At 49.4% G+C, this 24,511-nt stretch carries 21 protein-coding genes; 2 read left to right on the top strand and 19 right to left on the bottom strand.

All coding sequences use genetic code 11. From position 1 onward, the window contains the following. Positions 1 to 206: 206 nt before the first annotated feature. Positions 207 to 476, top strand: a complete 270-nt coding sequence (locus tag ACM6JA_RS24030; RefSeq protein ID WP_414854392.1) for a YheC/YheD family protein — start codon at positions 207 to 209, stop codon at positions 474 to 476. A gap of 173 nt (positions 477 to 649) precedes the next feature. On the opposite strand, the gene ACM6JA_RS24035 is transcribed toward ACM6JA_RS24030, so the two are convergent. Together ACM6JA_RS24035 and ACM6JA_RS24040 are read right to left on the bottom strand one after the other, a co-directional pair. Further along, positions 650 to 1,120 (bottom strand): SMI1/KNR4 family protein, encoded by a 471-nt coding sequence (locus tag ACM6JA_RS24035; protein WP_414854393.1) that lies wholly within the window; start codon positions 1,118 to 1,120, stop codon positions 650 to 652. Between the two features lie 126 nt (positions 1,121 to 1,246). Beyond that, positions 1,247 to 1,990: a class I SAM-dependent methyltransferase gene (locus tag ACM6JA_RS24040; protein WP_414854394.1), complete on the bottom strand. Its 744-nt coding sequence runs from the start codon at positions 1,988 to 1,990 to the stop codon at positions 1,247 to 1,249. Between the two features lie 178 nt (positions 1,991 to 2,168). Here ACM6JA_RS24040 and ACM6JA_RS24045 point away from each other — a divergent pair, with 178 nt between their 5' ends. Then, a complete protein-coding gene (locus ACM6JA_RS24045) occupies positions 2,169 to 2,447 on the top strand; it encodes a YheC/YheD family protein (protein WP_414854395.1) in 279 nt (92 codons plus the stop codon). 111 nt (positions 2,448 to 2,558) lie between these two features. Here the strand turns inward: ACM6JA_RS24045 and ACM6JA_RS24050 are convergent, their stop codons facing one another. From ACM6JA_RS24050 to ACM6JA_RS24130, 17 genes are all read right to left on the bottom strand, one after another. Further along, positions 2,559 to 3,383, bottom strand: coding sequence for an aldo/keto reductase (locus ACM6JA_RS24050; protein ID WP_414854396.1), 825 nt, complete (start codon positions 3,381 to 3,383; stop codon positions 2,559 to 2,561). A gap of 78 nt (positions 3,384 to 3,461) precedes the next feature. Beyond that, positions 3,462 to 5,099, bottom strand: coding sequence for a hypothetical protein (locus ACM6JA_RS24055; protein WP_414854397.1), 1,638 nt, complete (start codon positions 5,097 to 5,099; stop codon positions 3,462 to 3,464). A gap of 36 nt (positions 5,100 to 5,135) precedes the next feature. Continuing rightward, the gene (locus ACM6JA_RS24060) at positions 5,136 to 7,235 is read right to left on the bottom strand and encodes a phage tail protein (protein WP_414854653.1); all 2,100 of its coding nucleotides are present in this window, start codon (positions 7,233 to 7,235) and stop codon (positions 5,136 to 5,138) included. 33 nt (positions 7,236 to 7,268) lie between these two features. Continuing rightward, positions 7,269 to 9,512 (bottom strand): putative baseplate assembly protein, encoded by a 2,244-nt coding sequence (locus tag ACM6JA_RS24065; RefSeq protein ID WP_414854398.1) that lies wholly within the window; start codon positions 9,510 to 9,512, stop codon positions 7,269 to 7,271. 41 nt (positions 9,513 to 9,553) lie between these two features. Further along, a complete protein-coding gene (locus tag ACM6JA_RS24070; protein WP_414854399.1) occupies positions 9,554 to 12,604 on the bottom strand; it encodes a putative baseplate assembly protein in 3,051 nt (1,016 codons plus the stop codon). A 48-nt stretch (positions 12,605 to 12,652) separates the two neighbouring features. Then, a complete protein-coding gene (locus tag ACM6JA_RS24075; RefSeq protein ID WP_414854400.1) occupies positions 12,653 to 13,054 on the bottom strand; it encodes a GPW/gp25 family protein in 402 nt (133 codons plus the stop codon). A 16-nt stretch (positions 13,055 to 13,070) separates the two neighbouring features. Continuing rightward, the gene (locus ACM6JA_RS24080; protein WP_414854401.1) at positions 13,071 to 13,796 is read right to left on the bottom strand and encodes a phage baseplate assembly protein V; all 726 of its coding nucleotides are present in this window, start codon (positions 13,794 to 13,796) and stop codon (positions 13,071 to 13,073) included. Then, entirely contained in the window at positions 13,793 to 14,908 is a 1,116-nt protein-coding gene (locus tag ACM6JA_RS24085; RefSeq protein WP_414854402.1) for a phage late control D family protein, read from the bottom strand. The genes ACM6JA_RS24080 and ACM6JA_RS24085 overlap by 4 nt, the downstream gene beginning before the upstream one ends. A gap of 7 nt (positions 14,909 to 14,915) precedes the next feature. Beyond that, positions 14,916 to 15,548, bottom strand: a complete 633-nt coding sequence (locus tag ACM6JA_RS24090; protein WP_414854403.1) for a CIS tube protein — start codon at positions 15,546 to 15,548, stop codon at positions 14,916 to 14,918. A gap of 60 nt (positions 15,549 to 15,608) precedes the next feature. Continuing rightward, positions 15,609 to 19,511: a hypothetical protein gene (locus tag ACM6JA_RS24095; protein ID WP_414854404.1), complete on the bottom strand. Its 3,903-nt coding sequence runs from the start codon at positions 19,509 to 19,511 to the stop codon at positions 15,609 to 15,611. A 33-nt stretch (positions 19,512 to 19,544) separates the two neighbouring features. Beyond that, on the bottom strand, positions 19,545 to 20,009 hold the full coding sequence (locus ACM6JA_RS24100) for a phage tail protein (RefSeq protein ID WP_414854405.1): 465 nt from the start codon (positions 20,007 to 20,009) through the stop codon (positions 19,545 to 19,547). A gap of 5 nt (positions 20,010 to 20,014) precedes the next feature. Beyond that, entirely contained in the window at positions 20,015 to 20,206 is a 192-nt protein-coding gene (locus tag ACM6JA_RS24105) for a DUF6760 family protein (RefSeq protein WP_007721336.1), read from the bottom strand. Further along, positions 20,203 to 20,580 (bottom strand): phage tail assembly protein, encoded by a 378-nt coding sequence (locus ACM6JA_RS24110; protein ID WP_414854406.1) that lies wholly within the window; start codon positions 20,578 to 20,580, stop codon positions 20,203 to 20,205. The genes ACM6JA_RS24105 and ACM6JA_RS24110 overlap by 4 nt, the downstream gene beginning before the upstream one ends. An 86-nt stretch (positions 20,581 to 20,666) precedes the next feature. Further along, positions 20,667 to 21,098, bottom strand: coding sequence for a phage tail protein (locus ACM6JA_RS24115; protein WP_007721341.1), 432 nt, complete (start codon positions 21,096 to 21,098; stop codon positions 20,667 to 20,669). A 37-nt stretch (positions 21,099 to 21,135) separates the two neighbouring features. After that, a complete protein-coding gene (locus ACM6JA_RS24120) occupies positions 21,136 to 22,896 on the bottom strand; it encodes a phage tail sheath family protein (RefSeq protein WP_414854407.1) in 1,761 nt (586 codons plus the stop codon). Positions 22,897 to 23,078: 182 nt separating this feature from the next. Further along, positions 23,079 to 23,885: a hypothetical protein gene (locus ACM6JA_RS24125; protein ID WP_414854408.1), complete on the bottom strand. Its 807-nt coding sequence runs from the start codon at positions 23,883 to 23,885 to the stop codon at positions 23,079 to 23,081. Next, positions 23,885 to 24,457: a DUF4255 domain-containing protein gene (locus tag ACM6JA_RS24130; protein ID WP_085972481.1), complete on the bottom strand. Its 573-nt coding sequence runs from the start codon at positions 24,455 to 24,457 to the stop codon at positions 23,885 to 23,887. The genes ACM6JA_RS24125 and ACM6JA_RS24130 overlap by 1 nt, the downstream gene beginning before the upstream one ends. Between the last annotated feature and the right edge of the window lie 54 nt (positions 24,458 to 24,511).

The following is a 24,511-nucleotide window of genomic DNA, read 5'->3' on the forward strand; positions in this document are numbered from 1 at the left end:
AATAAAGCATAGTAAAGAGCGAATCCGAAGGCTCCCCTACCTATTTTCTGTTCACGAGACATTCCCACAAACGCTGAAACCAGATAGGACATACACTGACAGCAAAATAGCAACGTTTCCATTTTCGATTGGGGGAATGACCTCCTTGAGCAAAAAGAGCAAATCAAAACTGACCAAGCATAGCGTGCTCCGAGCAAGTTCTACGCTTGACTCGTTTTTCTAAGCAGTCTTTGTATGCTTTTCTAGATCAATACAAAAAGGTGATCGTCAAACCAGCAACAGGAAGTGGTGGTGCTGGCGTCATGCTCGTCACACGGAAAGCCAAGAGCCGTTACCGCGTCCAGCGTGGACCTTCACAGCACACGTTGCGTGACAAGTTGGAGACTTTCAGATATTTGCGCAGAAAAATAACGACCCCTTATCTGATTCAGCGCGGTATCACATTGGTGTTCAGAGAAAATAAAGTATTAGACTGATGTTGTTGATTTGGTGCTATTACTGTCTAAGAAAGCTCTTTACCTTAGAAAAATAGGTATTAGACTATTCAATCCTTCCATACAAAAAGGCCAGTCAAAACACAAAAATAAAGTGTTAGACTGGCCTGGTTTATTGAGCTATCGTTCTCCGTTAGTTCAATGAATTAAACCAGTCAGGATTCCTTAGCTTTCCGTTTAGCAGCTCTTCGTATTTGTAACTTTATATTTTCAATTCTCTTTTGTGCTTTTTCTTTGATAAAATCTAACGACCTATTCCATTTTTTTATCTTATTTGTTTCATGATTCCATAAGTAGACGTCAGGGTTTAATAACCCCGAACTCGTTATTTGAAGAACCAGTTGATTTCCTGTATCACCAGCAGCGATTGAAATTAGATCATCGTGCATGTATTCCCAACGTGCCTTTGTGTTTTCGTAAACGATATGGTTTGATGTTTTCCGAGGATTCGATATATCAAAAACGGGGTGAAAAAGCCAACCACCTGGTAGTTCTAGTCCGTTAGATACTTTCCAAATCTCTTTTAATTGTTCAGGAAATTCCACTCCCAATTCTTCCGCGGCCGCCTTTATCATCTCTTCAGAAACTCCAAGAGAAGGCACTTCATTGATTTTATTATTTTTCATTTTCGTACCCCTTTACTGCATCTTGTCCAAATAGGTATTTGACTTTTCAATCTTTCCATACAAATAGGCCAGTCAAAACACGAAAATAAAGTGTTAGACTGGCTTGGTTTATTAAGCTATCGGATACTATGGTTTTCTTGCTTTGACTACAAAAGTTACAGGAAGCATCTTTGCTTTTTTTGCAAAATCGCTGTTATCGTCCCGCGATTGCATAATTTCATCATCAGATTGCTCAATCATTTGCTCAATTACAAATCCTGCTTTTGCCAACGCATTCACATAGGTTGATAGTTTGCGGTCCGATAATGTAAGAGTGCTTTCATCAAGAGATACCGAATACCAAGATTCATCGAAATAACATTTATTAAAAGCAAGCCTATTATTTTCTTCTGCAACAACACATTTATGTATAGGGTGAGACCAACTGAAAATGAATACACCGTCTTTTTTAAGGTAAGATGCGATCCGGCAAAAAGTACCCTCAAGGTCGCTAGTCCAGCCTATGGCATAAATCGAATAAACAAAGTCAAAATAATCCACTGGTACGCCACATTCTTCTTCCATGGGAGAACAGATCAATTTTGCTGAAAGACCGCATGACTTCAAATGTTGCGCTGCCTTTTCGATTTGTTTTTCTGATATATCCATAGCCCATAGTTCAGATGCTTTGCGTTCTCCATGATATTGCAAGGATTGACCGTTTCCACAGCCGATCTCCAGCATCTTTTTCCCCGAGACGTCGCCAAAAAGCTGGCATTTTTCTTCTGAGACAAATGCTCCATAAAACGGAAGCACGATTGCTCCTAAGAAGTCATTTCCTTTTGTATCCCAATAGAAACTGTTTATTTTATAAACAGAATTCTTATCCATGCCGGCCCTCCCCAAATATTGTTCGATGGCTTGACCACTTATAACCATATTTTAACATAAGCATTTGAGGATAACTGTCCGTTAGTTGAATAACTGGCGCCAGTCTAACACTTTATTTCTCAGTCTAGTACGAGTGATGGTCCAACGAAGACCAGGCTCTCCCTGGGTCGTCACCGGAATGCTTGCAAAAGTAGCAGGCAGAGGCTACATCATCACCAATGTCAAAAGAAGCAAGGGACGGGTGCTGCCGATCCGCTCAGCCATTCAACGCTCTTCGATTCGCAGCGCTTCTGCCTCCACGGTAATTGCTCGCCTGCGAAGAATCGCCATACTCGCTGCAAATCGATTGGCACGCTATTACACGCACCAGAAGGTCTTTGGACTGGATATGGGCATTGACGCAAGTGGCCGGGTGTGGATTATTGAAGCCAATCTACGACCAGACATTACCTTCTGAAGCTTGCCGACAAATCGATGTACAACAATATATGTGCCTATCGAAGGCACGTATAAGAAAAAGGGGAGCCGTTCTGTCGCGGCTCCCCTTTGATCTGAGATGATGGTACCTTTAAAAATCAAAATGATCTGGGTCTGGCCCAAAACGCTTGTCGTCATTCAAGGCAGTGATTTTTTCTACATCCTCTGCACTGAGGGAGAAGTCAAAAACATCTGCGTTCTGGCGAATCCGCTTTGGTGTGATCGACTTCGGAATCGTGACCACTTGGTTTTCCAAATCCCAGCGAAGCACAATTTGTGCAGGAGACTTGCCATATTTTTGTCCCAATTCTACCAAGAGAGGGTGATCGAGGTTTCCTTGCATCAACGGGCTCCATGCTTCTAGTTGAATGTGATGCTCTTTGCAATACGCATGCAATTCTTTTTGGGTAAGCAATGGATGATACTCGACTTGGTTGACAACCGGAATGATTTCGCTATGTTGGCGTAAATCCTCGAGGTGATGGCTATGAAAATTACTGACGCCAATCGCACGTACATATCCATCGCGGTACAGCTTTTCCAAGGCCCTCCATGTATCGACATACTTGCCTTTTACGGGCCAGTGAATCAGGTACAAATCCAGCGTATCAGTACCCAATTTTTTCATACTTTCATCAAAAGCCTTCAGCGTTGTCTCGTAGCCTTGATCCGCATTCCACACCTTGGTCGTGATGAACAATTGATCACGATCAATCCCGGCTTGACGGATTCCTTCGCCTACGCCCGCTTCGTTGCCGTATATGGCTGCCGTGTCTATACTGCGATAACCCGCCTCAATCGCGGAACGGACGGCCAACGTTTCATTTCCGTCTTTTGCCTTCCAGACACCCAGACCCAGCCAGGGCATTTTCACCCCGTTGTTCAAAACGGAATGATCTGTGATATGTGTTGCCATTGGATCTCCTCCCGTCTAACGCTGATATGTACTTACATTACGAAAGTGTAGCATAAATACAAAATGAAGCAAACCTTGCTACTCTTGCGAATCTTGATACGCCTCGCCCTCTGTCCCTGCTGCCAGCGGTTTGATCGCCCACCACCTGATCCTTACCCGATCTGTCTGAACAGGTCCCTTCACCTGAACGCCGATCCGAAACGTTCCTTTCTGCGGATAAACGATGACCCCTACTGCAAAATGCGCTGCATCTGTCGCATACTCCGAATCATCAAAAACACCGCTATGCCCGTACATCACTTGCTCATGTTGGGAAAGCAACTCATCGATCACATCTGCATGAAAATCCTCGATACCTGCACTGACATACACGTTGCCTTTCCCGAGGGAGTGCTTGAGCTCCTCAGAAAAATAACGATTGCCGATCTTGACCCCAAACGGCCAGTTGGACGAATAGGGCTCAATCGGTATTTCCACCACGCCAGTTGCTACTTGTTCATTTGCCTTTCCTGCTCGGGGCAGTCCAAGCTCAAATTGGTAGACAGACGCCAGATTATCGTAGCTCACATCGAACTGCGGCTTATCGCCTGCCGCGATTTCTTTCACACGCGTGGTCACCCGAAAGGAATCCGCATGGGAGCCTTGCTCGACTTGCTTACCCTTCTGTACACGCAACGCAAGCTTTTGCAAAAGCGCTGGTGTATACACGTACTCACCAAACGGAACAGGAACAACCTTCTCAATCACATAAGTCGCATTCATTTGCAGCAAGCATACTTTTGCCAAATAAAGAAAAGGCTGTTCGTTCGCTTGTGTCACCTGATCCAGCTTGCGACTGTAGTAATCGGACACGAGACGCTCTACCAGATCGTCTGTCGTGATTTCGATTTTCCCCACAGAAACGAGATCGGTATGCACCAAGCGATCACCGAGTCGAACCTCTGCCTTGCCACCCAGCACTGCCAGCTCCGCCGTTCCACGATCCCAGCCAGCTTTGATTGGAATGGAGATGACGTAATCCGTCTCTTTCGCGTCAACAGGCTCTAAGAAGGATACACTACCGTCACTGCTTTCCATGACTGTCAGCCCTGGCGCATCCAGCTTGTATTGGAATTCCACGCGTGACGTTTGGACCGTCTTCTCGATGTGCAACTGCAATGAAAATACTTCACCCGGATTGACGTATCGTGGGGTCGCCTGCCAGATGCGCACCTGTGGATCTGCATAGAGCAGCACTCTTTGCTCTACCAGTTGCACCCCTTCGATGGAAGCAGGATGTGGTGCCTCCTCTTTGATAAAAAGCCGATATCCTTCTGCCACCCGGTTGTATTCAGCCATTTCCTGCTCGACGGTTTCAGAGACGGAGAAGACCTGTTCCTTGCCTTTTTCATCATAGGCCAAGCAGACGTACACATTTTTCGCGTAATCGTTGTTGCTAAAGCCTTCCATCATGGACAGCTTCAGCTTCACTGGCTCAGGAAGTACGATTTCCCTCCCGAGATAATCTAGAGCGACTCCAGCCTCAACCGAAATCTGCTTTTCGTCCACAGCTATCACTTGCAAACCGCATACCACTCCACCCCCGTGAAGCAACCGATTGGTGAGTCGACGTTTGTCATTGAAATAGCGCTGTTCTGATTCGAAATCTCTGACGGTCAACAGCTTCCCTTTGAAATACACATTCCGTTCATGTGGAAAATAACGCAGATTCTTCATCTCGAACACCTCACTTCACGTATAAATCTCGGCTTCTTACTCCAGCTCTGCATCCAGGCCAATCCTCGTGTCATAATCGATTCGTCTGCTGCGGTCCCTCCCACTTAGTACCGTGTTGTATGGCATGGATAAATTTTGATCAAGCGTAAGGAACGACGGCTCCGTCAAATAAGAATTAATCCCCACGTAGCTATGGAGGTCGGCGTAGATGCCCGGTCGCAGAACGATGAGCTTTGCCTCTGTAAAAGCAGGCTTTTGATCTTCCAAAATCTTTTGCAGAACCGACTGCTCCCGCTCTGTTTTCGCGCATTCCTGCGAAACGATCAGGCAAAATTGATACGGATGATCCATGTACAAGGAAGAGATCAGCTCGTGCAGCTCAGGGATCGCCTTCATGTCCCTAATTTGAAAATACTCAACGATCATCGGGTGCTCCCCGGTATACAGCTCTACCATCTTTTCCAAGCCCGCACGAGTGCCCCGCTCTGCGTACAGCTCCGGTGCGCGACGAATCAGCTCTCGGCGCTGTGCTTCTGTCCAATGCTCTTCCCTGCCCATCCCCAACCAGGAAGCGAGCCAGGGGACAAATTCGCCAGGTGTTGTATCAGGATCGAACAACCGCGAGATGGTATCAATCTGTTCCTCCAGCTCCAAGTAAAACGTCCCGAAAAGGGAGAGGAAGCGATCCAAAAAATCAGCACTGGCAGGTTCACTTTGATAAGTCGCTGGCAGATACCGCAAAAATGTGTCGCGCGGCGAGTAAATCCGCATTTGCCTGAGCAACGGGGAGTGACGGTCCGTACCAAGCCATTCGATTTTGAGCCATAAATAGCGGCCTTTTGCTGAATGAAACAACGCATCTGAGGCGTTGATTACCGGCTCCGACCATAGATTGGCCGTCCGTTGCAGCTTGGTTTTCCAGTCCATGTCGGGTCTCAGCAAAAAATCATCCAGATTGTGTACGGCTCCATGAATCACATGCTCTTTTCGATCAGAAGAAAATGTCGAGATGAGTAATTGCGTTTCTTCCGGTATGTCTGCATCCAGCGTGAATTTATGCCACACCGTTTCAAATTCCGCGCTATCCAATGCACGAGAGAAGTAGATGCCCATCGGTATTCCTGTCTCATCCAGGTTGGACGTCCGCGAGACGAGCCTCAACATGGTCAGAACATTTTTCTGCGCGTCCCAAACATACAAACGTTGCTGCTTGTCAAAAACGAGCTTGTCTGCACGTCCGTGGTAGTTGGTCAATGGCGCAAGTGCTTCTCCCGTTGGCTGAAAACGCAAAATGAATCGGGTATGATCATGAGCGGAATCGATGGAACGACTATCACCCACGTAGAGAATGGGACCTGGACCCACGGCAAATCCCGCGGGCTTGGTTCCTGATGGGATCGCCAGGGTGCACACATCGGCACCTTCCGAAGAGAATCGAAACACTTGATTCGTCTGTGCCAAAAATAGATAGGCCTTGCCCGCTTCGGCAACGGACAGGCGAAACAGCCTTCTTCGCCTGATCTCACGGAGTGTAGCTGTCTCTGTTACTTTCAATTCCGCATGTGTGTATGTAGTGTCTATCTTACCTGCCCGATTCAGCCGAAGGACGACGACTTGTGTTCCCGTTGCAATTTCCTTCCGTTCGTTGGCTCGATCTACAACCACGGGTGTCGTGATGTAAAGATGTCCTTCTTCATCCAGCCCTGCATCCAAAGGAAAAAGCCGCTGTCCTTCCCCATCTTCCCAGCTCCAAACACACTGGCCGTTGGCTATGGAATACGCTCCGACTTTTCGCCTCGCTTCGGGGTCGATGATGTACACGTATTCATCGTCAGCGACGAGAAACGAGTCTTTGGAAAATAACCCCCGTCCAGCGCGAAACACAGTCTCCTTGAAGTTGTTGCTGTCATCGTAATGCGTGATATGCCCGCTTTCATCCAGCCAAAGCAACGAGCCAACTCGTGCAATCGCAAAATCCAAGAGTCGAGAGTGATGTGTCGTCCCAGCCAGATGCACATGATCGATCACATATTCGGGCGATTTATTCAGCGCGATCCCCTCGTTGGAGACGTGAAGGTTATACCAGGCCCCCCGCTGCCAATCGGATGGATTGTTCAGGGAAAAGAAACGATTCATTGTATCCACGCCCACTCCTCCGTTTGTTCCCGTCTATCTTTCTCTATCCACAACGAGCTCCAGAACATGCTCTCCTGAGTACACCAGCGCATGGAGCGGAATCTGAATATCTCCCCCTTCATCCCTGATGATGCCTGTGCCCTCCGCAGAAACCCACAAATCCGTCACGTACAGCACACCCTCGATCTGGTTTAACACCTCGTAGAGATCGCTTTTATAAACAGGCCGACCAAATTCCCATCCTTTTCCTTGATGAGTCGAAGAATCTTGGACATTCAATGGCGTCAAATACTGCTTCAGTGTCTGTAGCACGATCTGCTTTTTGTCTGCAAACGCAGGCTCTACCACGATTGTCGCGAAAACGGTCACTTTAATATAGGCTGGGGCAGCCACATGAACTACTGTCGTTAGCAGCCTGCGCTGTTCCAATTGGTGGCGAACGGTCCGCAGGAAGCCTTCACTTGGCAGTGGTGTCGACTGGTCGCTGAACGGGACGATGACGACAGTCATTTGAGCGGCTGCGTTTTGCTCGGAAGCCCCCATTTCCCCCACTTTATACAGAGGGATTGCCTTCGCGCGGGCCACACGCAATCCGGGTGTCGAGAGCGCGATGGCCTCATAATCTTCTGCTGTAACGGCCCGCTGCGGTTTTTTCCATTCCATTCTCATCCTGCGTTTGGCTTGATCAATTGTTTCGCGCTCACTTCCCCCACTGGCTGGACGGGGATTTGTCACCTGCGCGGTGGTTCGCTGCCGGGCGAACGGTAGGAAACGGGTAATTTGGCCACCCTGTACATTCCCCTTCGCACCTTGGCCTGTCTGACAAGAGATGATCTGAATGCCCGCCATGCCTTCCAGCCTTTCAGGAATAGCTCCGTGTTCATTGTTGCCAAACGCAATTTCTGCCCCGTCCGAATCATTCAGCATAAAATGGCGGTCCGGTGGTCCCGATCGGTCAAAATCAGTGACCAGCGACCAATCTTCCCAGACGGGAAACGGACTGTCTTTGACTTGACACGCCACCTGAATGACAAACGTTTCTGGCAAGATCGATTGGACATTCAGCCGAAACACTTGATGTGGCAATCCACTGCTTTCTCCAATGAAACGCTGCCCTGCAAAGTCACTCCGATAGGCGATGACCCGAATATTTCTGCGGCCTTCAGGCATTGCACTTCCAAACCGAATCATCGTTGTGCCCTGTTCTGGGTCGCGCGAAACGCGATACGAAAATGCACCTGTATCGGCTTGGTCTGGTTCATCTTGATCCCATCCATTTTGCCAATAACGCCCCTTTTGGCATTGAACCTCCACAGTGCCTTCATACGACAGCGAGCTTGCAAGGACGATCGTCTGATCCACTTGATCGGTCCCGTCAAACTCCCATACGTGACTGAGGGTTTCGCGTTGGATGACGCTCACGGTATTCAGCTCGATTTTTTCCATGCGAGGAGCCAATTCGAATCGACCTGTACGCAATGTCGCACAGAGCCAAAACCGAGGCCGATCATTGGCGGGGTAAAGCATGATTGGCTTCATTGCCCCTTCAAGCTCGATCAGGACTCGTCCCGAAAAGGAAAGATTCATCGTTTCATCCGAGACTCGTGGCAACGGACTCCATCCCATTTCTTGCGTGCGGTCGTTCTGTCCATAGTACTCCCACTCGAGACTGGCCGATGGAACGAAATGCGATGTGGGTGTAAGCGGCACAATTGGAACAGGATAGTCCTCAAACAGGCGCAATCCGATGGAGACTGCCTTCCCCACTGGCAGCGGTCGATCAAAGCCTAAGTAAATCTTATTCCCTATCTTTGGTTCCTGGCCAAATGCGAAGTAGGAAACACCGTTATGCGCATTGGATGAACTCACATCCGCCGTTCCGCTTTCTGTATGAACCAGAACACGCTCCAGGCTGGCCGGTACCAGAACAAGCGAATGTTCCGTCTCGAAAGGAAGATTCCCCGCGAACAATCTCGTCTTCTCCGGAAGAATCGCTTCTTCTGACACGTCAAAAAACGTTACATCCGTCGTCGCACATGACTGGTTCTTTGGGTGTACACCCATGAGCTGTAAAAATTTGCGTTCGTTCTTTTCCGTTATCCGGTTGAGATAATATTGCTGCATTTCCGTTAACCACGCGAACATCTCCAAAAGCGTAATGCCCGGATCGTGATGACGGTGATCACCCCACTCTGGCTGCAGCTTGGGGATCGCGTTTTTTGCTTGTTCTACGATCTCTTCAAAGTGGCGATCATCCAGATTTTTGGATGGAAGCATAGCGCACACTTCCTTTTTCAATGTTTGGGTGGGAAGAAAGCCTAGCTTTCGTGAACGCGGACGCTGATTCGGTGCGCACCCTCTGTGACGATCCCATGTACGATCGTTTCGTATTCAGTAGCTAGTAGTTCCTTTCGTTGCCCATTTTCCGTTCGATATACAGCCAAGGTCAGATGATCCACAAAGCGGACGCCCTTTACGGATTTCAACAAGGCAAACAAGAGCGACGGGTGCACACGTTGTCCTATTTCCCAACCCCCACCGTGCAGATTTCCCGATATCGGGTCAAGGAATCGCGCGAGCTTGCCGAGTGTCTCCAGCTCCACCTCAACGATTTCCTCCAAAGCCCCCACTGCCAGCTCTGCCGTCACCGCAATTTCCAAGTAGACAGGCTCCCTAACATGAATCCGCTCGGGGGAGGCTACCGTCGCCGCCGCATGTGTAAGCAAGTAGTTCGTGACAGAACGCCGAAGCTCCAAAAATTGTGTGCCGAAGCATCCCGATGAAGGCAATACGATCACAGTGACATGCCCTGCTTCTCTTTGCAGGCGGCTGTTCCGATTCGGCAAACACTTCACTTTGGGTATCTCCGGATGCGCTTCACGGACGAGCCATTCGAAATCTTCAGCCGTCACCGCTCGATAGCGATGCTTAATTGTTTGAGGACCGCGCTGCGAGGCTTCCGTGAGCATTTCCTGATCACTTCCCCCAACCGCAGGCACCGGATTGCTGACGGCTTGTACAAACGGAATCGATTGTTCCAGTTGATTCAACTGCCCAGCAGGAAGATTCCCTGCTGTTCCCCCTCCGACCTTATACGTCACCCTCACGGAACCGAGTCCGGTTTGAGGTAGCTCCCTACCGTGTCGGCCATCGCCAAACAAAATTTTTCCGGTAGCGCTCTCCAAGCAGTAATGGCGATCATCCGGGCCAGAATCGTGCAGATGCTCTACTCGCTTCCACAGAACCCAGCATTTTTGCTCGTTCCCTTCAGAATCATAGAGTAGTTCCACCCGATTTTCTGGATGTTCCAGCCAGCTCTTTCGTTCACTCGGCAAAAAGGAGCCTGTTTCATCTACCCATACCTCTTCGCCCATAACGGGATGTCGGATGAGTCTGTACTCGGCTTGTGGCCCCTCTGCTATCCGCTCTGCCATTTCATTGCGAATCGTCTCCTGTTGAATGGCTCGAATCGTATTCGGATAAAAGCCGCTTAGCACGGGATGTCGTGCATCCAAAGCGCCTCCTCCAAGCCGATTGTCTACGTTGACAGCGCGAATCCAATAACGCTCCCGCTCAAACATTTTGCTTTTTTCCATATCAAAAGGACCAGCGAAACGGACGGTACCACTTTCCGTAAAACCAGCGGTCTGATCAATCGTCTGCAGCTTTGCCCAAGTCGTTGTTCCTGTTTCTTTGCGCTTGTATTCCCATTGCACAACCGGAGCAGCCCCTGAGGATTCTTCCATCGGTAAAAAAGAAAAGTAGAAAGAGAGCGGTCCTTGTAAAGGCGGCTGCTCAAAGCCAAAGTAGACAGCAGGATGCCGACATTCGGATGGCAAAAACGGCTGGAAGCTAACCTGATGATTGCCTGTACGGACGGGTTGCTGCCAATCCAAGTCGTTCTGCGTGAGAATCGCTTCCGGCTCATGCAGCGACTCTCGGTACGAGTAGGTCAGGCGCATGTCTTCCAGCCACGGGGCCATGTAAACAGGATTCGGGCCATATAAGCCTTCCACCTGAAGAATTCTCACACGAATCCAATACCCGGGCTGGGATTGCACGGTCGTCGGCTGCAAATCATCTGGACACGTAAAGGCAACCACAATCTCCTCATCCGACTCGGTGCCAGCAAACAGCTTCTCCCGATCCTCTCCTGACAGGAGCACCATCCATCCGCTGCCATTCCAGTATTCCCATACCACCTTGCTGACCGTGACGGCTGTCGTCGCAGGAGGGTCAAAAGAAGACTCCTTCATGATCCATTTCCATTTCGGTTCTGGTTGTGACAGATGTGTAGCGGGATAAGCCACCGTCTTCATCCGAAAACGAAGGGCAACCGTACTTCCCGGCTTTGTCAGCGCCTCTTCACAGGACAAAAAAAACATGCCATAAGGTGCGAGCTGCTCGCCGAACGCAAGGCAGCCACTCCCAGATACCTGTACATCATTGGAGAAAAGCATGTCGGGTGCAAGGCCATCGGGATCATCTGTTGGCAAATAATCCGTCTTCATCTGGATTTGGGTCAGAGAGGTGCTCCCGCCATTTTTCATCCATTCATGAATCATGTCTGGCTTTACTCTACAGCGGAGCCAACGATTTTCGATTCCTTGCACTTCACTAGACTCCCATTTTTTCCGCTGCTTTTTTTCCAAGCGCAGCCGATTTTGATCAGCCTCGATCTTGTCGAACAAAACCCATTCGCCCTCTGACAGATACGTCCACTCGACCAGCTCTGGATTCGCCAGCTTCTCTGTCAGCAAGGATTCCAGATAGCGTTCCTGATTGGAAACCATCGTGAGCTGGATGGAAGCACGATCTCCTAAACAAAACAAGTCCTCATGCCCCAAATACCAGCAATGCTCTTGGTGATTTGGCAAAGCCTTGCAGTCCAAAAGAGAGAGCGGCGCATTTGTTCCAAGCCAACTCGTTACATCTGTTAAAAAGTCTCGACTGCCATTGGAAAACAACAGATCTGTCGGGAGAGAGGGGGTAGCCAGCATAGGCTGATCTGTTTCAAAAACCACTTCATCGCCAAGGGCAGACTTACCCGAAACTTTTGTGCCCGCCGGAATCCACACTGGCTTTTGCACGCCCGTACTCAATTCAAATGCCAAAAAGGTTTCTGCCGGTCTTGCCTGAGCCATTCCGACACCGAGCATATTGAGAAAAGCGATAAAATTTCGCTCGGGCACTTGATTCAATCGTTCACGATTATTCATCAGCATGTCTGCGAAAAGGAGAAATAAAGCCGTACCCGCATCAGGATCTTCTGGAGTGAATCGCCACTCCGGGGTGTAGAATGGCACCATTTCGCGCATTTTTCTGATGACTGCCTGCATGTCCCGCGGATCGACCAAAGGTGATTTCACGTTACCCACCTCCCTTCCTTTTTTCTTCACACGACTGTGACTCTTGCGCTATCCACGTGGACCGAGACGATGGACAGGATACAACAGCTGATAGCCTTTGTTTGTCGCACGTACGGTATAGCTGATCGTAACGTTGACCGTTTCTGAATGAGTCTTGTCGACCTTGGCCTCCACTTGCACATCTCGTACACGCGGTTCCCAGATCATGATCGCTTCTGCGATGTCCGACTGGAGCAAAGCCAGGCTCGTTCCGTCCGTGCCATCAAACATGAAGCCTTGCAATCCGCTCCCGAATTTCGGTCGCATCACACGCTCTCCCTTTGCTGTGGAAAGAATGATGCGAATCGCTTCAGCGATGTCATTCTCGTAGTCGGACAAACGAATACGGCCTGTAGCCTGATCCACCTGAATAGGGAACTTCCATCCTTTTTCACCGAATGGCTGCTGCATGGAATCCCCCCATGAATTAATTCAATTTGATCACCGAACCGTTGACGGCAACTATTCCGTCAGATTTGATGTTCAGGGACGCTCCTGCTTTGATCGACATGGCTCCCTGCGCCTCCAGATTTAGCTGGGTGGACTTGATTGTCAGCGATGTGTCTGACAGAATGGTCACTTGTCCTTTTGCATTCAACGTGATTGTACTTGAGCCGCTCTTCACCGTAACTTCGTTGGTGCTGCCACCTTTGATGGCGATTTGGTGGTTTCCACTGCTCTCCGTAAGCACAATACTCTCATCCTTGTCCGACAGCTCCACCTGTTGTCCTTTTTTCGTGGCAATCGTGATCTTCCCGTCATTCGGATCATCACCAAAAATCACTTCGTGGCCTGCACGGGTCGTGATTTTTCGGATGTTGTTTTTCTCCGCCATTTCCGGGCCTTTGTTTTCCTGATTCCAAAGCATCCCGATCACAAATGGCTCGCGTACATCTCCCCAGTGAAACGCAACCAGCACCTCGTCGCCTACCTCCGGAATGAATAAGCTGCCGCGATCTTTTCCTGCAAAAAGAGTGGCAATTCGCACCCAGTCCGTCTCCCGCTCGTTGTCAACCAGAGGCAGCTTCAGCTTCACACGCGAGAGCTTTTCCGGGTCTTCGTTGTTGGTTACAATGCCGACAATGACACCGTGGATTTTTGCCCGTTCTTCTTCTGTTAATTCATCCTGGTAGAACCAATGATCAAAGCTCATATCGTATTTCCCTTCACATGAAACGTCGTGACATAGCCAGATGCCACATCGATGGTGTGTGTGACAGATGTGATGTAATAAGGCTGACTCAGCTTTTTCCCCATACCCTCTAGCATGATATAACGGCCAGCACGAATTTCTGGCAGACCGACTGCCTCACAGTTGCCGTCAAGAAGGTTCATGGCGAGTTGATTCAAGCGTGCTTTGGCAACCGCTCTTATCTCCTCAGGTGAGTCCAGCTTTTTTGTAGACTCGTATTTATCAAAATAATCACCGATTGCTTTCAGCAGATCAGCGCTTGTCTTCGAATTGGTCCCGAGCTTCCCGATATCTGTGCTTGTTGCTTTTGCTTCCTGGAGCACCGTTGATTTGTCCTTGTCTACCCATCGCACCGTATAGGAGGAAGCTTGGGAAGCAATGTTGACATCAACGGAAAAGCTGCGCAAGGAAACTCCCCAGATCAAAGTAAGGACTGGCGTCATGTTGCTCAGTGGCTTACGGAAATACAAGTTCTTCCCGACGATAAAAAAATCGTAGTTGCAAATTTTTGCGAGACGATTTAAAAATTGAAAGTCCGTCTCGGAGACCGTCTTTGTAATGGTCTCGATTGTCTGAACCGTATCATCCACATGCGTCGACAAGCCGTATTTTTGTCCCAGCTCTTTCACGACATCGCTGTATTTCTTTTTATTCCAGGAGGTAGACTTGTTATCGACCATAAGCAGGAACGATTTGTCCATCCCTTTTACCGTAATGGTAGGCGTCTCCTCGCATGCAAACGAAACGGCTGTAATATGCCCGTAAAAGAGACTGGACAGCTCGGTTCCGTAGCCCATCTGGATCTCGATTTCGTTGCCAGGAACCAAATAGTCATCTACCCAGCGAAATTCCCACGCTGCCGTATCGAAAGAATTGGTTACCGAAAACGAGAACGTATCTGCTTTGCCTTCCAAGCTGGCGTTGATCGTCGCTTTGGTAATGGCGACACCTACCTGGCTGATCAGTTTTTTCCCTCCAACGAGTATTTCCAAGGCTGGGGAATGAAAGTTGTTGTATGTTTGGCGCAGGTCATCGAAGGAATGGCGGTCTGTCGTCAATTTTAATTCGCTCATTCCTTCGTCACCTCACAAGTGGCACATGCAGGGTAGTAGCCGGTTTTAGAAGTCTGGGATTGTCGATCTGATTGGCGTTCGCAATGTTTCGCCATTTCGACGCATCACTGTACGAGCGATACGCCATCAAGTACAGCTGGTCTCCTTGGTTGACCGTTTGTTGTGCGACCTTTTCTTTTGCAGCCCCGATATCGTCCGCTGACTTTTTCACGCTCGTGCCTTTAAATGTGACGCCTAACGTGGCTCGTACCGGTGTCCCTTGATCGAGAAACATCGTAAACCGCTGCGAAACCTTCTCGACAACACCTGTGAATTGAAAGCTGTCCCAGACGAATTTGCATAGGGGTGGCGTACTGATTTTCTTTTCTACCGCCATCAGTCCCAGCACCTGATTCGTGAATGCACGCACATCCACTCCAGCCTCGTATGTATCAAAAAACAAGTCGACCGATAATGTCTCGATATCACCGCTCGTGAACATCCCGACTGGTACCGATTGCCCCAATATCTTTTGCCAAGAGTAGTTATTGGAGGCATCTACCTTGTATTCCGAAGGATTAAAGAGAACGGAGATACTCTCCTTGAAGTCACCTTGCCCGTTGCGATCCACTAAAATTTTGGCCTTTTTCTCCTGACCCATCATTGGCTTTTGCCTCTCTTTACCGAAGAAATAGTCATCTGTGAATGCGGCGGTTCCTGCTTATAGACCTCGTCGCTGCCGCTCTTGAGTGAGGCGCTTGTCCAGCTCCTTCATCATTTTATCCATCAATCGATCCACCTCTTGTGGGGATAACGATGTCTGATTGCCAGCCCTCTCTTGCACGTGTAGATCGACTTGGCGTTGGAGTGGAAGTGTTGTCGTCTGCTGCACTTCGGTTTCTTGAGGCTGAATGCTTTTTCGCAAATACTCCATGGACGGCGGCGACTGAACGGTAGCACCAGTGCTTCCGTGGCTGTCTGCTGTGCGTAACCCTCGTCGATGAATATGGGTTGCGTTATCGGACAGGGAGCACTGCTCCGGTTCTCCGGGCGCTCTTTGAGCTTGTTGCAGTCGTTGCAGGAGTGGAGGCAGCATTGTCATTGTTGTTGACCCTAGGTTGAATAGCCTTGGTTTTTGCAGAGGGGTGAGACGAGCGTCTCGAATCTCGACCTCCTGTGCCCCATCACTAGTTAGCCGTTTGATCGTCTGCGTCTTCTGGTTGACCGGCAGAATCTGCTCATGGTTGCTTTGTTGAAAACGGCTACGGCGACTGAACTGTCCGGAATGCAATCTGTCCAAGACAAAATCAATGGATTTTTCTCTCACGAATGGAACGGAGCTGATTGGATGGTGGCGAGAAAATGGCTCCAAGCTGTTGGCACGATCTTGTCTTTTTAGTGGCTCTATTACACGTCTGCTTCCACTCTCATGCATGATATTGTCGGGCATCCCCACGCTTTGACCATGCACAAGCCTATGGAACGGTCCCCATTGTTTCTGAACAACCATTTGTGCATCGTGACGATTCAGAACAGTCGAGAGTGGGTGATGGTTCTGGACATATGTTTCCGTCCGGAAATCAGTTTGGATAGCTTTTCTGATTTGCTCCATGACTTGAAGATAGAGGCGCGCACGTAGGGCAACGGAGTTTGTCCACAAGCTGGCTGTCTGCTGCAAGAAGTGGGAGCGACGACTTTCACGGGATTGGCGGCTTTCTCGTAATGGATTGCTTTCGCCCTTGCGAGACCTTGACTGATCATTCGATTGCTTTTCACTTCTCGGGGGAGCTTTCCTACTTGTGCTTGTTGAGCCTACCTTTGCAAACTCACTTGTTGATGCTAGCTTTGCAAACTCGCTCATCGCTGCCAGCTTCGCGCTTTTTTGCAAGAGGATCGCGAGTCCTAATTCCGCACTCCATCCAGCAGCTAGCTGTCGCAATGAGTCCCTGTCAGAGACGTCCTCTCTGATAGAAAACGGCTTCGCAGACGTACTGTGCAATTGCTGATAATCTGTTCCTCCTAGTCCAATCCACTCTGTGGCACGAAGCGTTGCAAAACCAAAGCGGTTCAACCTGAGGAAAACGGCCTCCCGATCATGACGATGAGTATGCACGAATGCTCGACTTGTACTCCGTTCATTTTTTAGGAAGATGGAGTGCCCTATTGGTCTATGCTCGCGCTCGTGTACCATCGAGATAGTCGCTTTTGTTCCCAATAGGCTGAACTTTTCTTGATTCTTGGAGAAAGAGAAAGCGACATCTGTCTGCTTGTCCCTCCCACTCTGAAACGACAGTAGCTGACGTACCGTTTCGTATGAAAGCTGATAAACGTGCTTATTGTGCAGAAAATGAATAGTTGACTGAAAAAATGGTTGGGAGATACCTTCAATCAACCATCTACTAGGCGTACTTGCCGCAGGATGCAGAGATTGATTCTCCAGCTCATACGGAAGGTTCCTTGGCGCATGAGTTCTAGCAACAAGGAGCTCCCTTGCTCTGAGCTGTTTTTCCGCCATCTGTTGAAGATGCACCCACGCCATCACGGACTTCCCGTTCGTCTCGTGATGGGTAGAACTTACGATACGTTTTTGTAGCGTCTGCCAGCGTTGGTGATTCATATGGAAGACCGGCACGAAGCGATTCCATACAAACCGTGCAGTACTAGCTATACCAGCTGGCTCACGCTCGATTTCGTTAAGAGTTTCAAGATATTCCTTGAGCAAAGGCTGATTGGACAATCCTCGTTTTCCAAAGAAAACAGGAGCGTTGGCGGGCTGCAAGCTCTGTCTCGAATAAGTAGCGAACGACTTCCTGACAACTGACTGCGAGAGAGGCGGAACTGTTTGGGAGCTATCTGTGACACGTGTGATATTCAATGGGAACGGTAGCCCCTGCATGGGGTGTAAAACGTTTAACGACAAACCCGTCCACCACTCATGCTGTAGCATGTCAGGTTGCTGATACGAAGCACGGGACACAGCGGAGATCATGCTCGTTCTGCCAAAATGAGTTTGCTCATGGCTTGATCTCAAGCGAATGGACTGCTCCCTGACACTCTCGTTCAACCTGGCTTCCTGTAATATCAGTTGTTGAAGCAACGCGTATGTCCGCTGATTCCTTGTTTCGATGGATTCGAAAGGACGCAGTTGCAACGGGTGAAATGTAATGCTACTCGGCTGTTGTTCCCGCCCTCTTTCTATCTGCTTCAAGCCCTGTCGAGAACCATGTACGACATGCACAGAATTGATTTCTGCCTTCGGAAACTGTTGAACCAAAAGAAACAGTTGTTTAAACCGTTCCCTTACAGCCTGCTGTTTGGTCCGACTAGCATCCGCTCGATGAAGCATGCTAGGCAATACGGACGAGAACATCTTCGAAAGCTCATTGTTCTGAAGTATCTTCCGTTCCATTGGGCTAGAAGATACTTGAGGCAGCGTTTCTAGCATCCACTCGCTTTTTGCTTGCAGATATTGAAGGCTTCTTGCGAAAACAATTGGCTGTAAAACACGTAGACGTGGATGCGTGATCATCGTCCTAGGCAGCCATGTTGCTCGACTTTGCTGCCTGTACAGATTCAGGTTTTTCCACCAACGCCCCCAAAGCTCAGTCTGCTGGGAAGCTACAGACCAACGTGTCCTTTCACTTTCATGAACGATTAGTCTAGTGATATCTTTGCCATCAATTCCGGCTCTCTCTGTCCACACCGAGCGATCCAAAGATAAGCTCGCAGCCCGTCCTTCTGCTCTTTTTAGCAAAACAGGAAAAGACCAAATCCCACCCGTTGGCTCCATCCCTCTGCGGATCAACTGCAAAAAGTAGCGCACTCCAGACTGTTCGAATCGGCCTGCTTCAGAACGCGTAGCTTTGACACGTGAAATCGAAATCGCATCTACTCTTGTCGCTGATTCGAGCCGTATCCGCTCACGTGCATTTTGCATGCTCCTATGTCCACCAGGATCACCCATTCGTGCCGTGAGTACCAATAATTCCGGCAAAACATAGGGAGTCTCAGGCGTCTGGAATCTTTCACGTACGGTTTCCTTGCTGTCTGAAATAATTGCTTTCAAAAGAGGCGAAGGAAAATCGACCGTGTTTTTCTGCTCTATGAACCGTCCCAGCGGCAGCGATTTTTCAAGTGAGCTTGCTCGCTGAACCGAAGACTGAACATAACCGGACGAGCGATATCTATCTCTTTCATTTGAAACAACGGTGATCCGAGGCAGGTAAACCTTCTCAATTAATTTGGATGACTCCCACTTCCGAAAAAGCTCATGTATCAAAGTAGCTGGTTGTACTTTTCGTCCTGATCCCGATGCTTGCGTTATCACCACGCGCTCTTTTGGCAATGGGAAACCAGCCTGTCCGTTTGGTAACATTTCTCGATTCAATCCGAGGTAGGAGTCCACTTGTACTTGCATGCGCACATGAATGAAGGTTTGATGAAAGTGGTTTTCCTGCCCTCCGATACTCGGCGAAAAATCACGATGGATCAAAGCAAGATAGCCGGGATCGCGACCTTCCTCGTGCCGATACTTCTGCATGATGCTTTGTGCAAAGCCTTGGCTGGACGCCCTTGGCAGCAGTGTTGGACGACGCGAAGGTGGGAGCGCCTTGATCGTTATCATCGTTTCTTTTGCTCCTTGCAGACGGGATAAGGCTTAAAAATACGCTTTTAAGCCGTGGTGCACGATTTCCAATGTCTCGATGGCCACTTCTCCATTCGTGGCCCGGAACTCCGGTCCAACCCACTTGACCGGATAAGCCCCTTCAAATGCCCAAGCCCCCACATCATTTCCGTTTGGGTCCATAAGAATGATCGCTCCCTGCTTGCGCTTGCGCTTTTCTGGCGGGCCAAAGTGGAAGTCCTCATACCATCTCCACAGCTCGTTTGATCTCACAAACCCTCGTTTGAAGACCAGATTGGGAAACTTGCTGCGTTTCGGCAGCTTGTGGACGAAATGATTCACGCCGCCCTCTTGGTACTCTTCCAGCTCTGTTTCGACAGCCAGTCCAGACACTTCACTAAATCCAGCGACCCAGATGCCATCCATCTCCAATCCAAACGGAAGAAAGTCCACACGAAATCGGAGGTTGGTGTAATATGGATTCTCATTGGCGAACACCAGAATCACCTCCGCTTGAACACATCAAAAACATTTTCGGGTTCGTCATTTTGCTTGCGGTTAATCGCGGATATCTCCTCGCACCAGCGACGCCGTTCCTTGTGTTCCATCGACATGATCTCGTCGTGAGGCCAGTGAAAATAGTAGGCGATGAAGGCGGCTTCTTCATAGATCTTGTCGACGGGGTATCCACTCATACTCCCTCCAGCGCCCCTGAAAAAGCCATGTCTACCTGAAATTCATGCTCGCATTTCGGACAAGATGTCTTGAACATCGAGCTGTCCAATTCATTGATCTGTCTGTACAAGTTTTGCAGGTACGAGAGATCCGCCGTAAACAGCCGTTCCACCACTCTGGTGTCAATTCCCCGTACATCTCCCAGCTTGGTAATCACTCTCGTCAGCAAAATAATCGTCAAGTAGCCGGGATTTTGCTGGACACGCGGATCACGCATCGGCAAAATTTCGTCGGCAGCCGTCGCCAAGCGCATGACGCCCCGCTTGTGCAGGTTTCCTTCTTCATCAACATAGCCGCGCGGGAGCTCAAATTCGTATTCCGTTTTAAATGCCATGGTGTCATCCTCCTCATTACCCTCGGCCAACAAGAGTGACAAAGAAAAACCTTTTCCTTGCCACTCTTAGGCGTCGGGATCTTCTATTATTTCGTGCGTGTCATTCCTTCGTGGGCAATTTCCAACTGCTCAATCGCTACCTCTGAGGACGTACCGTTAAAATCAGGCGCCGTGTATTTGGTCGGCCATGCTTCGATGACCTTCCATGTAGCGACATCATCCCCGGCCTCATTGATGGCAATGATCGTAACCGTTTTGCGTGCGACCTTACCCTGGATGGTGTCCTGCATCCAGTTGTACAAATCCATCGAATCCGTCACGCCCCATTTCAGCGTGATGTTCCCGTACTTCGCCAAGCCTGGGAGCTTGCGCGGTGTAATTACCTCATTGCCTTCGCGATACTCGACTACGTCCACAGACGCATCAAAGCCCGACACTTCACTGAAGCCTGCCTGCTGAATGCCGTCCATCTCTACCCGATACCGAAACTTGCGGTATGGATCCTTGCGATCTGCCATACTGTACCCCTTTCTTCACACCGTTTTTCGCCGTGAATTATTGCTGATCAGATGTTTTTTGCGTAATACGGAAGATGACGAACTCTGCTGGTTTGACAGGAGCTATACCAATCACGCAGATCAACCTGCCATTGTCGATATCATCCTGCGTCATCGTGCTTCTGCCGATTTGAATGTAAAAGGCTTCCTGCGGGCTTGAGCCCATCAGCGCGCCATCTCGCCAGACACGCGTCAGGAAAGAATCGATCGTGCGTTGGACACGGGCCCACAGCCTCTCGTCATTTGGCTCAAATACCACCCAGTTTGTCCCGTTTTTGATCGATTGCTCGAGGAAAATGAACAGGCGGCGTACGTTTATGTACTTCCATAGCCCATTGGATGACATCGTCCGTGCACCCCAGACGCGAATTCCTTGACCCGTAAATGCGCGAATCAAGTTGACTCCCTTCGGATTCAAAATATCCTGTTCGCCCGTATTGTACTGGCAATCCAGTCCTGTGCAGCCGCGTACGACCTCGTTTGCCGGGGCCTTGTGCACACCGCGGGTGTTGTCCGAGCGCGCGTAAATACCAGCCATGGAGCCTGATGGCGGAATGTAAATATTGCGCTTGTCCAGCGGATCGAACACTTGCAACCAAGGATTGTAGATGGCAGCGTATTGCGTATCGAAAATATTGCGATGCGTCAACACATCGCTTACTTTTTTCTTGTCACGTGGAATATCGAGGATGGCGAAGCGGCTTTTCAAGTTTTCACAATGGGCCACAAGCGCGAGCTGCACATTCGGGTCTGTCACGCCAGGAATGGCCATAATGCTCACTTCGTCATTATCAATGAAGGCTTGGATTCCAGTACGTTTTCCCGGTCCATGGTCTTCCCCCATGTATTCACCCGCTGACAGATTGGCGACAGAACCGTCGCTGCCTTGCGCCAAAGAGATTTGATACAGACCGAATTCCGTCTTTCCGCCCTCGGATTGGGTTTCTTCCGCCATCCCTGAAATGACGCTAAAAGGCGGAATGACTTCTGAACTCGCTGGGGCAGCACCCGCTTCGACCTCTACAATATTGCTCTTGGACAACAGCTTGCTGACATGATTGGCAGCAGAGACATTGAGCGAGCATTTATCGAACTCTTCTGCCTCATCGTTGTAGAAGACTTGCACCGTGAATTCGCATGTGGACAAAATTTTTACCGGCAGCAGATTGTTATCGATGACGTCTCCTGTAAGCACAGCTGTCAGCTCGATCACATTGTCTTGGGATGAAACTACTTCACTGTACTGTTTGGTTTCACCGTCATAGAAAGAAACGACATCACCTGGTTGAAAACCTGCACTGTTTTTCACACGGTACTTAGGAGCTTCACCTAGCTGCTCGTAAATCTGCGTTTTTGCCTTGCTCGACGGAATCAAATTTACGCGGATCTGATTTCCCCATGCCCCTGGGTTTTTCGCAGTAATCTGAAGAACAGTCCCTTCGCTGTTGCCTTCATTGGAAGCCGGCTTCGCGTCTGCTGGCGCTACCCGCATCACATAGCAACGGGAGCCTCCATTCAGAAAGAAGTGATCCACTGCATAAGCGAGATAGCGGTATTCGCCAAACGCATTCTCAGACAAATAGGAACCGAACAACTTGCGGAAATCATTGACACCTGTAATTAACTCAGGCAACCCCGCAACGGGTCCTTTTTGGGCCAACCCGATAAAGCCGGCCGTGCTCGTACTCGCTCCCTCCATGGGAACGGGGCCACTATCAAACTCCTCGACATACACCCCTGGTGATAAGTACTCTGGCATCGTAACCTGATTGGAGAGTTCCGCATATATCAGCAGCAGAAACCTACAATCAGTCCCTCCCTCCGAATAATTTCATCACTTGCTTTACCACTTACAAATAAAGCCGTTTTGATACGTGAGTCTTGCTCTATAATCAGGCAGCAGGATGTCATGGACTGACGCCAAACAACTGCCGGATCACCCTATTTGGGTCTGTTCATTTGAATGATACCTAAGGATTGGGTCGTACCGGCTTGAATAGAAAGCTCAGCAAAACCAGCGGCTTCTTCCCGCCACACTTCAATTTTCATACGCGCATGAGTTTTTTCTAGAAACAACGGAAGGGCAACTACGAATTCTCCTCTGTCATCGCAATACGTTTCGAGCAGTGGGAGTAAGACAGTGCCTCTTGGGTAGGCAAAAGAAAGAGGTTCGGTCAAGGGATAAACCCGACCTTTTTGGGGACTTGCAAAACGAATGAACGTCCCTTTACATGTGGGTGTTTCGAGAAGAAAAGCGTCAGCCAAATCGACTTGACCCTTTTTACTGGCTACGATTAGCTCCGTGGCCCCTTTGTCAGCGTCCTCGGCCAATCTCACCGGGGCATCTCGCTCATACGAGATGACAGCCTGCACATAGGCTCCGCCAGCTGGGGAACCATCCTCCACGCAAGCTCTCCCTCGAACAAGGGAGTCTCCTGACCGGAATGGATAGGCTGGACTCGGATGCAAGTAAATGATTGACTCAGTGTAAGATGTGCTCCCAGTGATCACGGAGAAGGACACGGAGCGATCCATATACTCTCGGCTACATATGGTGAGCGTGTAAATCCCATCAGGCAAGTCAGTAAAGATATACCATCCGTCCCCTTTGCATACGGGCACTTGTGGATGATTCGCCAAGCGAACAGACAAGCTCGAGCGAAAAGGGGCTCCTCTTGTATACATGTCCACCAGACGGACGGCATACGAGAAGACGGAACGAATGCGCACCTGGAAATGCTGATCCATTAAGCATGACCTTCCCCTCGTATGCGAATATCCCTTTCCAGTACGCGCTTCGTTGAACGAACTCGGGTTGAATCGATATGAACCGGCCCTACCGAGTAGCCGATGGATAGCTTGTACGGAACATGTGGAAAGAGTTGGATGAGTTTATCAACGGGAGGCTGCTCCACGACGACACGAAGCTCTGTATCCATGTTGGCAAGGGAGCCTTGAAGCTGATCTCCACGCAATATGGCGTTGTCGTAGAGAACCTGCATGGCACGCCCGAGGATGCGGTGCTCGTCCAGCATGCGGGTATGCTGTTCTGCTGGGGAATGGGCGGTCAATATGTAGGATAGATTGACCGTCATTGGGGGATATCGCAACTGATCAGTACCTTCACTGATCATCATGTGCTGCCTCTCCTGACTTTCCCGGATTTCGTATAAAAACAAGGCTAACGCCAAATCTCCTGGCTGAGCGGGCGAGCTTAGACCAATCAACTCGGGTTGGCTAATCGGCTCCGGCGTCATCTCTTTTCGCAAAAGAGCGAGCAGCGACTCTCCTACTTCAGCAATGGCGGTGTACTGGCTGATACCCGTTCACCTCGACATTATTTGACAGAATATCCCTATCATAACATTGAAATT

The sequence above is a fragment of the Brevibacillus sp. IT-7CA2 genome (assembly GCF_949767855.1).
Taxonomy (GTDB): Bacteria; Bacillota; Bacilli; order Brevibacillales; family Brevibacillaceae; genus Brevibacillus.

Coding starts and splice junctions, on each gene's coding strand:
- ACM6JA_RS24035 (WP_414854393.1), bottom strand. CDS start 1,120: ATGAAAAATAATAAAATCAATGAAGTGCCTTCTCTTGGAGTTTCTGAA.
- ACM6JA_RS24040 (WP_414854394.1), bottom strand. CDS start 1,990: ATGGATAAGAATTCTGTTTATAAAATAAACAGTTTCTATTGGGATACA.
- ACM6JA_RS24045 (WP_414854395.1), top strand. CDS start 2,169: ATGCTTGCAAAAGTAGCAGGCAGAGGCTACATCATCACCAATGTCAAA.
- ACM6JA_RS24050 (WP_414854396.1), bottom strand. CDS start 3,383: ATGGCAACACATATCACAGATCATTCCGTTTTGAACAACGGGGTGAAA.
- ACM6JA_RS24055 (WP_414854397.1), bottom strand. CDS start 5,099: ATGAAGAATCTGCGTTATTTTCCACATGAACGGAATGTGTATTTCAAA.
- ACM6JA_RS24060 (WP_414854653.1), bottom strand. CDS start 7,235: ATGAATCGTTTCTTTTCCCTGAACAATCCATCCGATTGGCAGCGGGGG.
- ACM6JA_RS24065 (WP_414854398.1), bottom strand. CDS start 9,512: ATGCTTCCATCCAAAAATCTGGATGATCGCCACTTTGAAGAGATCGTA.
- ACM6JA_RS24075 (WP_414854400.1), bottom strand. CDS start 13,054: ATGCAGCAGCCATTCGGTGAAAAAGGATGGAAGTTCCCTATTCAGGTG.
- ACM6JA_RS24080 (WP_414854401.1), bottom strand. CDS start 13,796: ATGAGCTTTGATCATTGGTTCTACCAGGATGAATTAACAGAAGAAGAA.
- ACM6JA_RS24085 (WP_414854402.1), bottom strand. CDS start 14,908: ATGAGCGAATTAAAATTGACGACAGACCGCCATTCCTTCGATGACCTG.
- ACM6JA_RS24090 (WP_414854403.1), bottom strand. CDS start 15,548: ATGGGTCAGGAGAAAAAGGCCAAAATTTTAGTGGATCGCAACGGGCAA.
- ACM6JA_RS24095 (WP_414854404.1), bottom strand. CDS start 19,511: ATGATAACGATCAAGGCGCTCCCACCTTCGCGTCGTCCAACACTGCTG.
- ACM6JA_RS24105 (WP_007721336.1), bottom strand. CDS start 20,206: ATGAGTGGATACCCCGTCGACAAGATCTATGAAGAAGCCGCCTTCATC.
- ACM6JA_RS24110 (WP_414854406.1), bottom strand. CDS start 20,580: ATGGCATTTAAAACGGAATACGAATTTGAGCTCCCGCGCGGCTATGTT.
- ACM6JA_RS24115 (WP_007721341.1), bottom strand. CDS start 21,098: ATGGCAGATCGCAAGGATCCATACCGCAAGTTTCGGTATCGGGTAGAG.
- ACM6JA_RS24120 (WP_414854407.1), bottom strand. CDS start 22,896: ATGCCAGAGTACTTATCACCAGGGGTGTATGTCGAGGAGTTTGATAGT.
- ACM6JA_RS24125 (WP_414854408.1), bottom strand. CDS start 23,885: ATGGATCAGCATTTCCAGGTGCGCATTCGTTCCGTCTTCTCGTATGCC.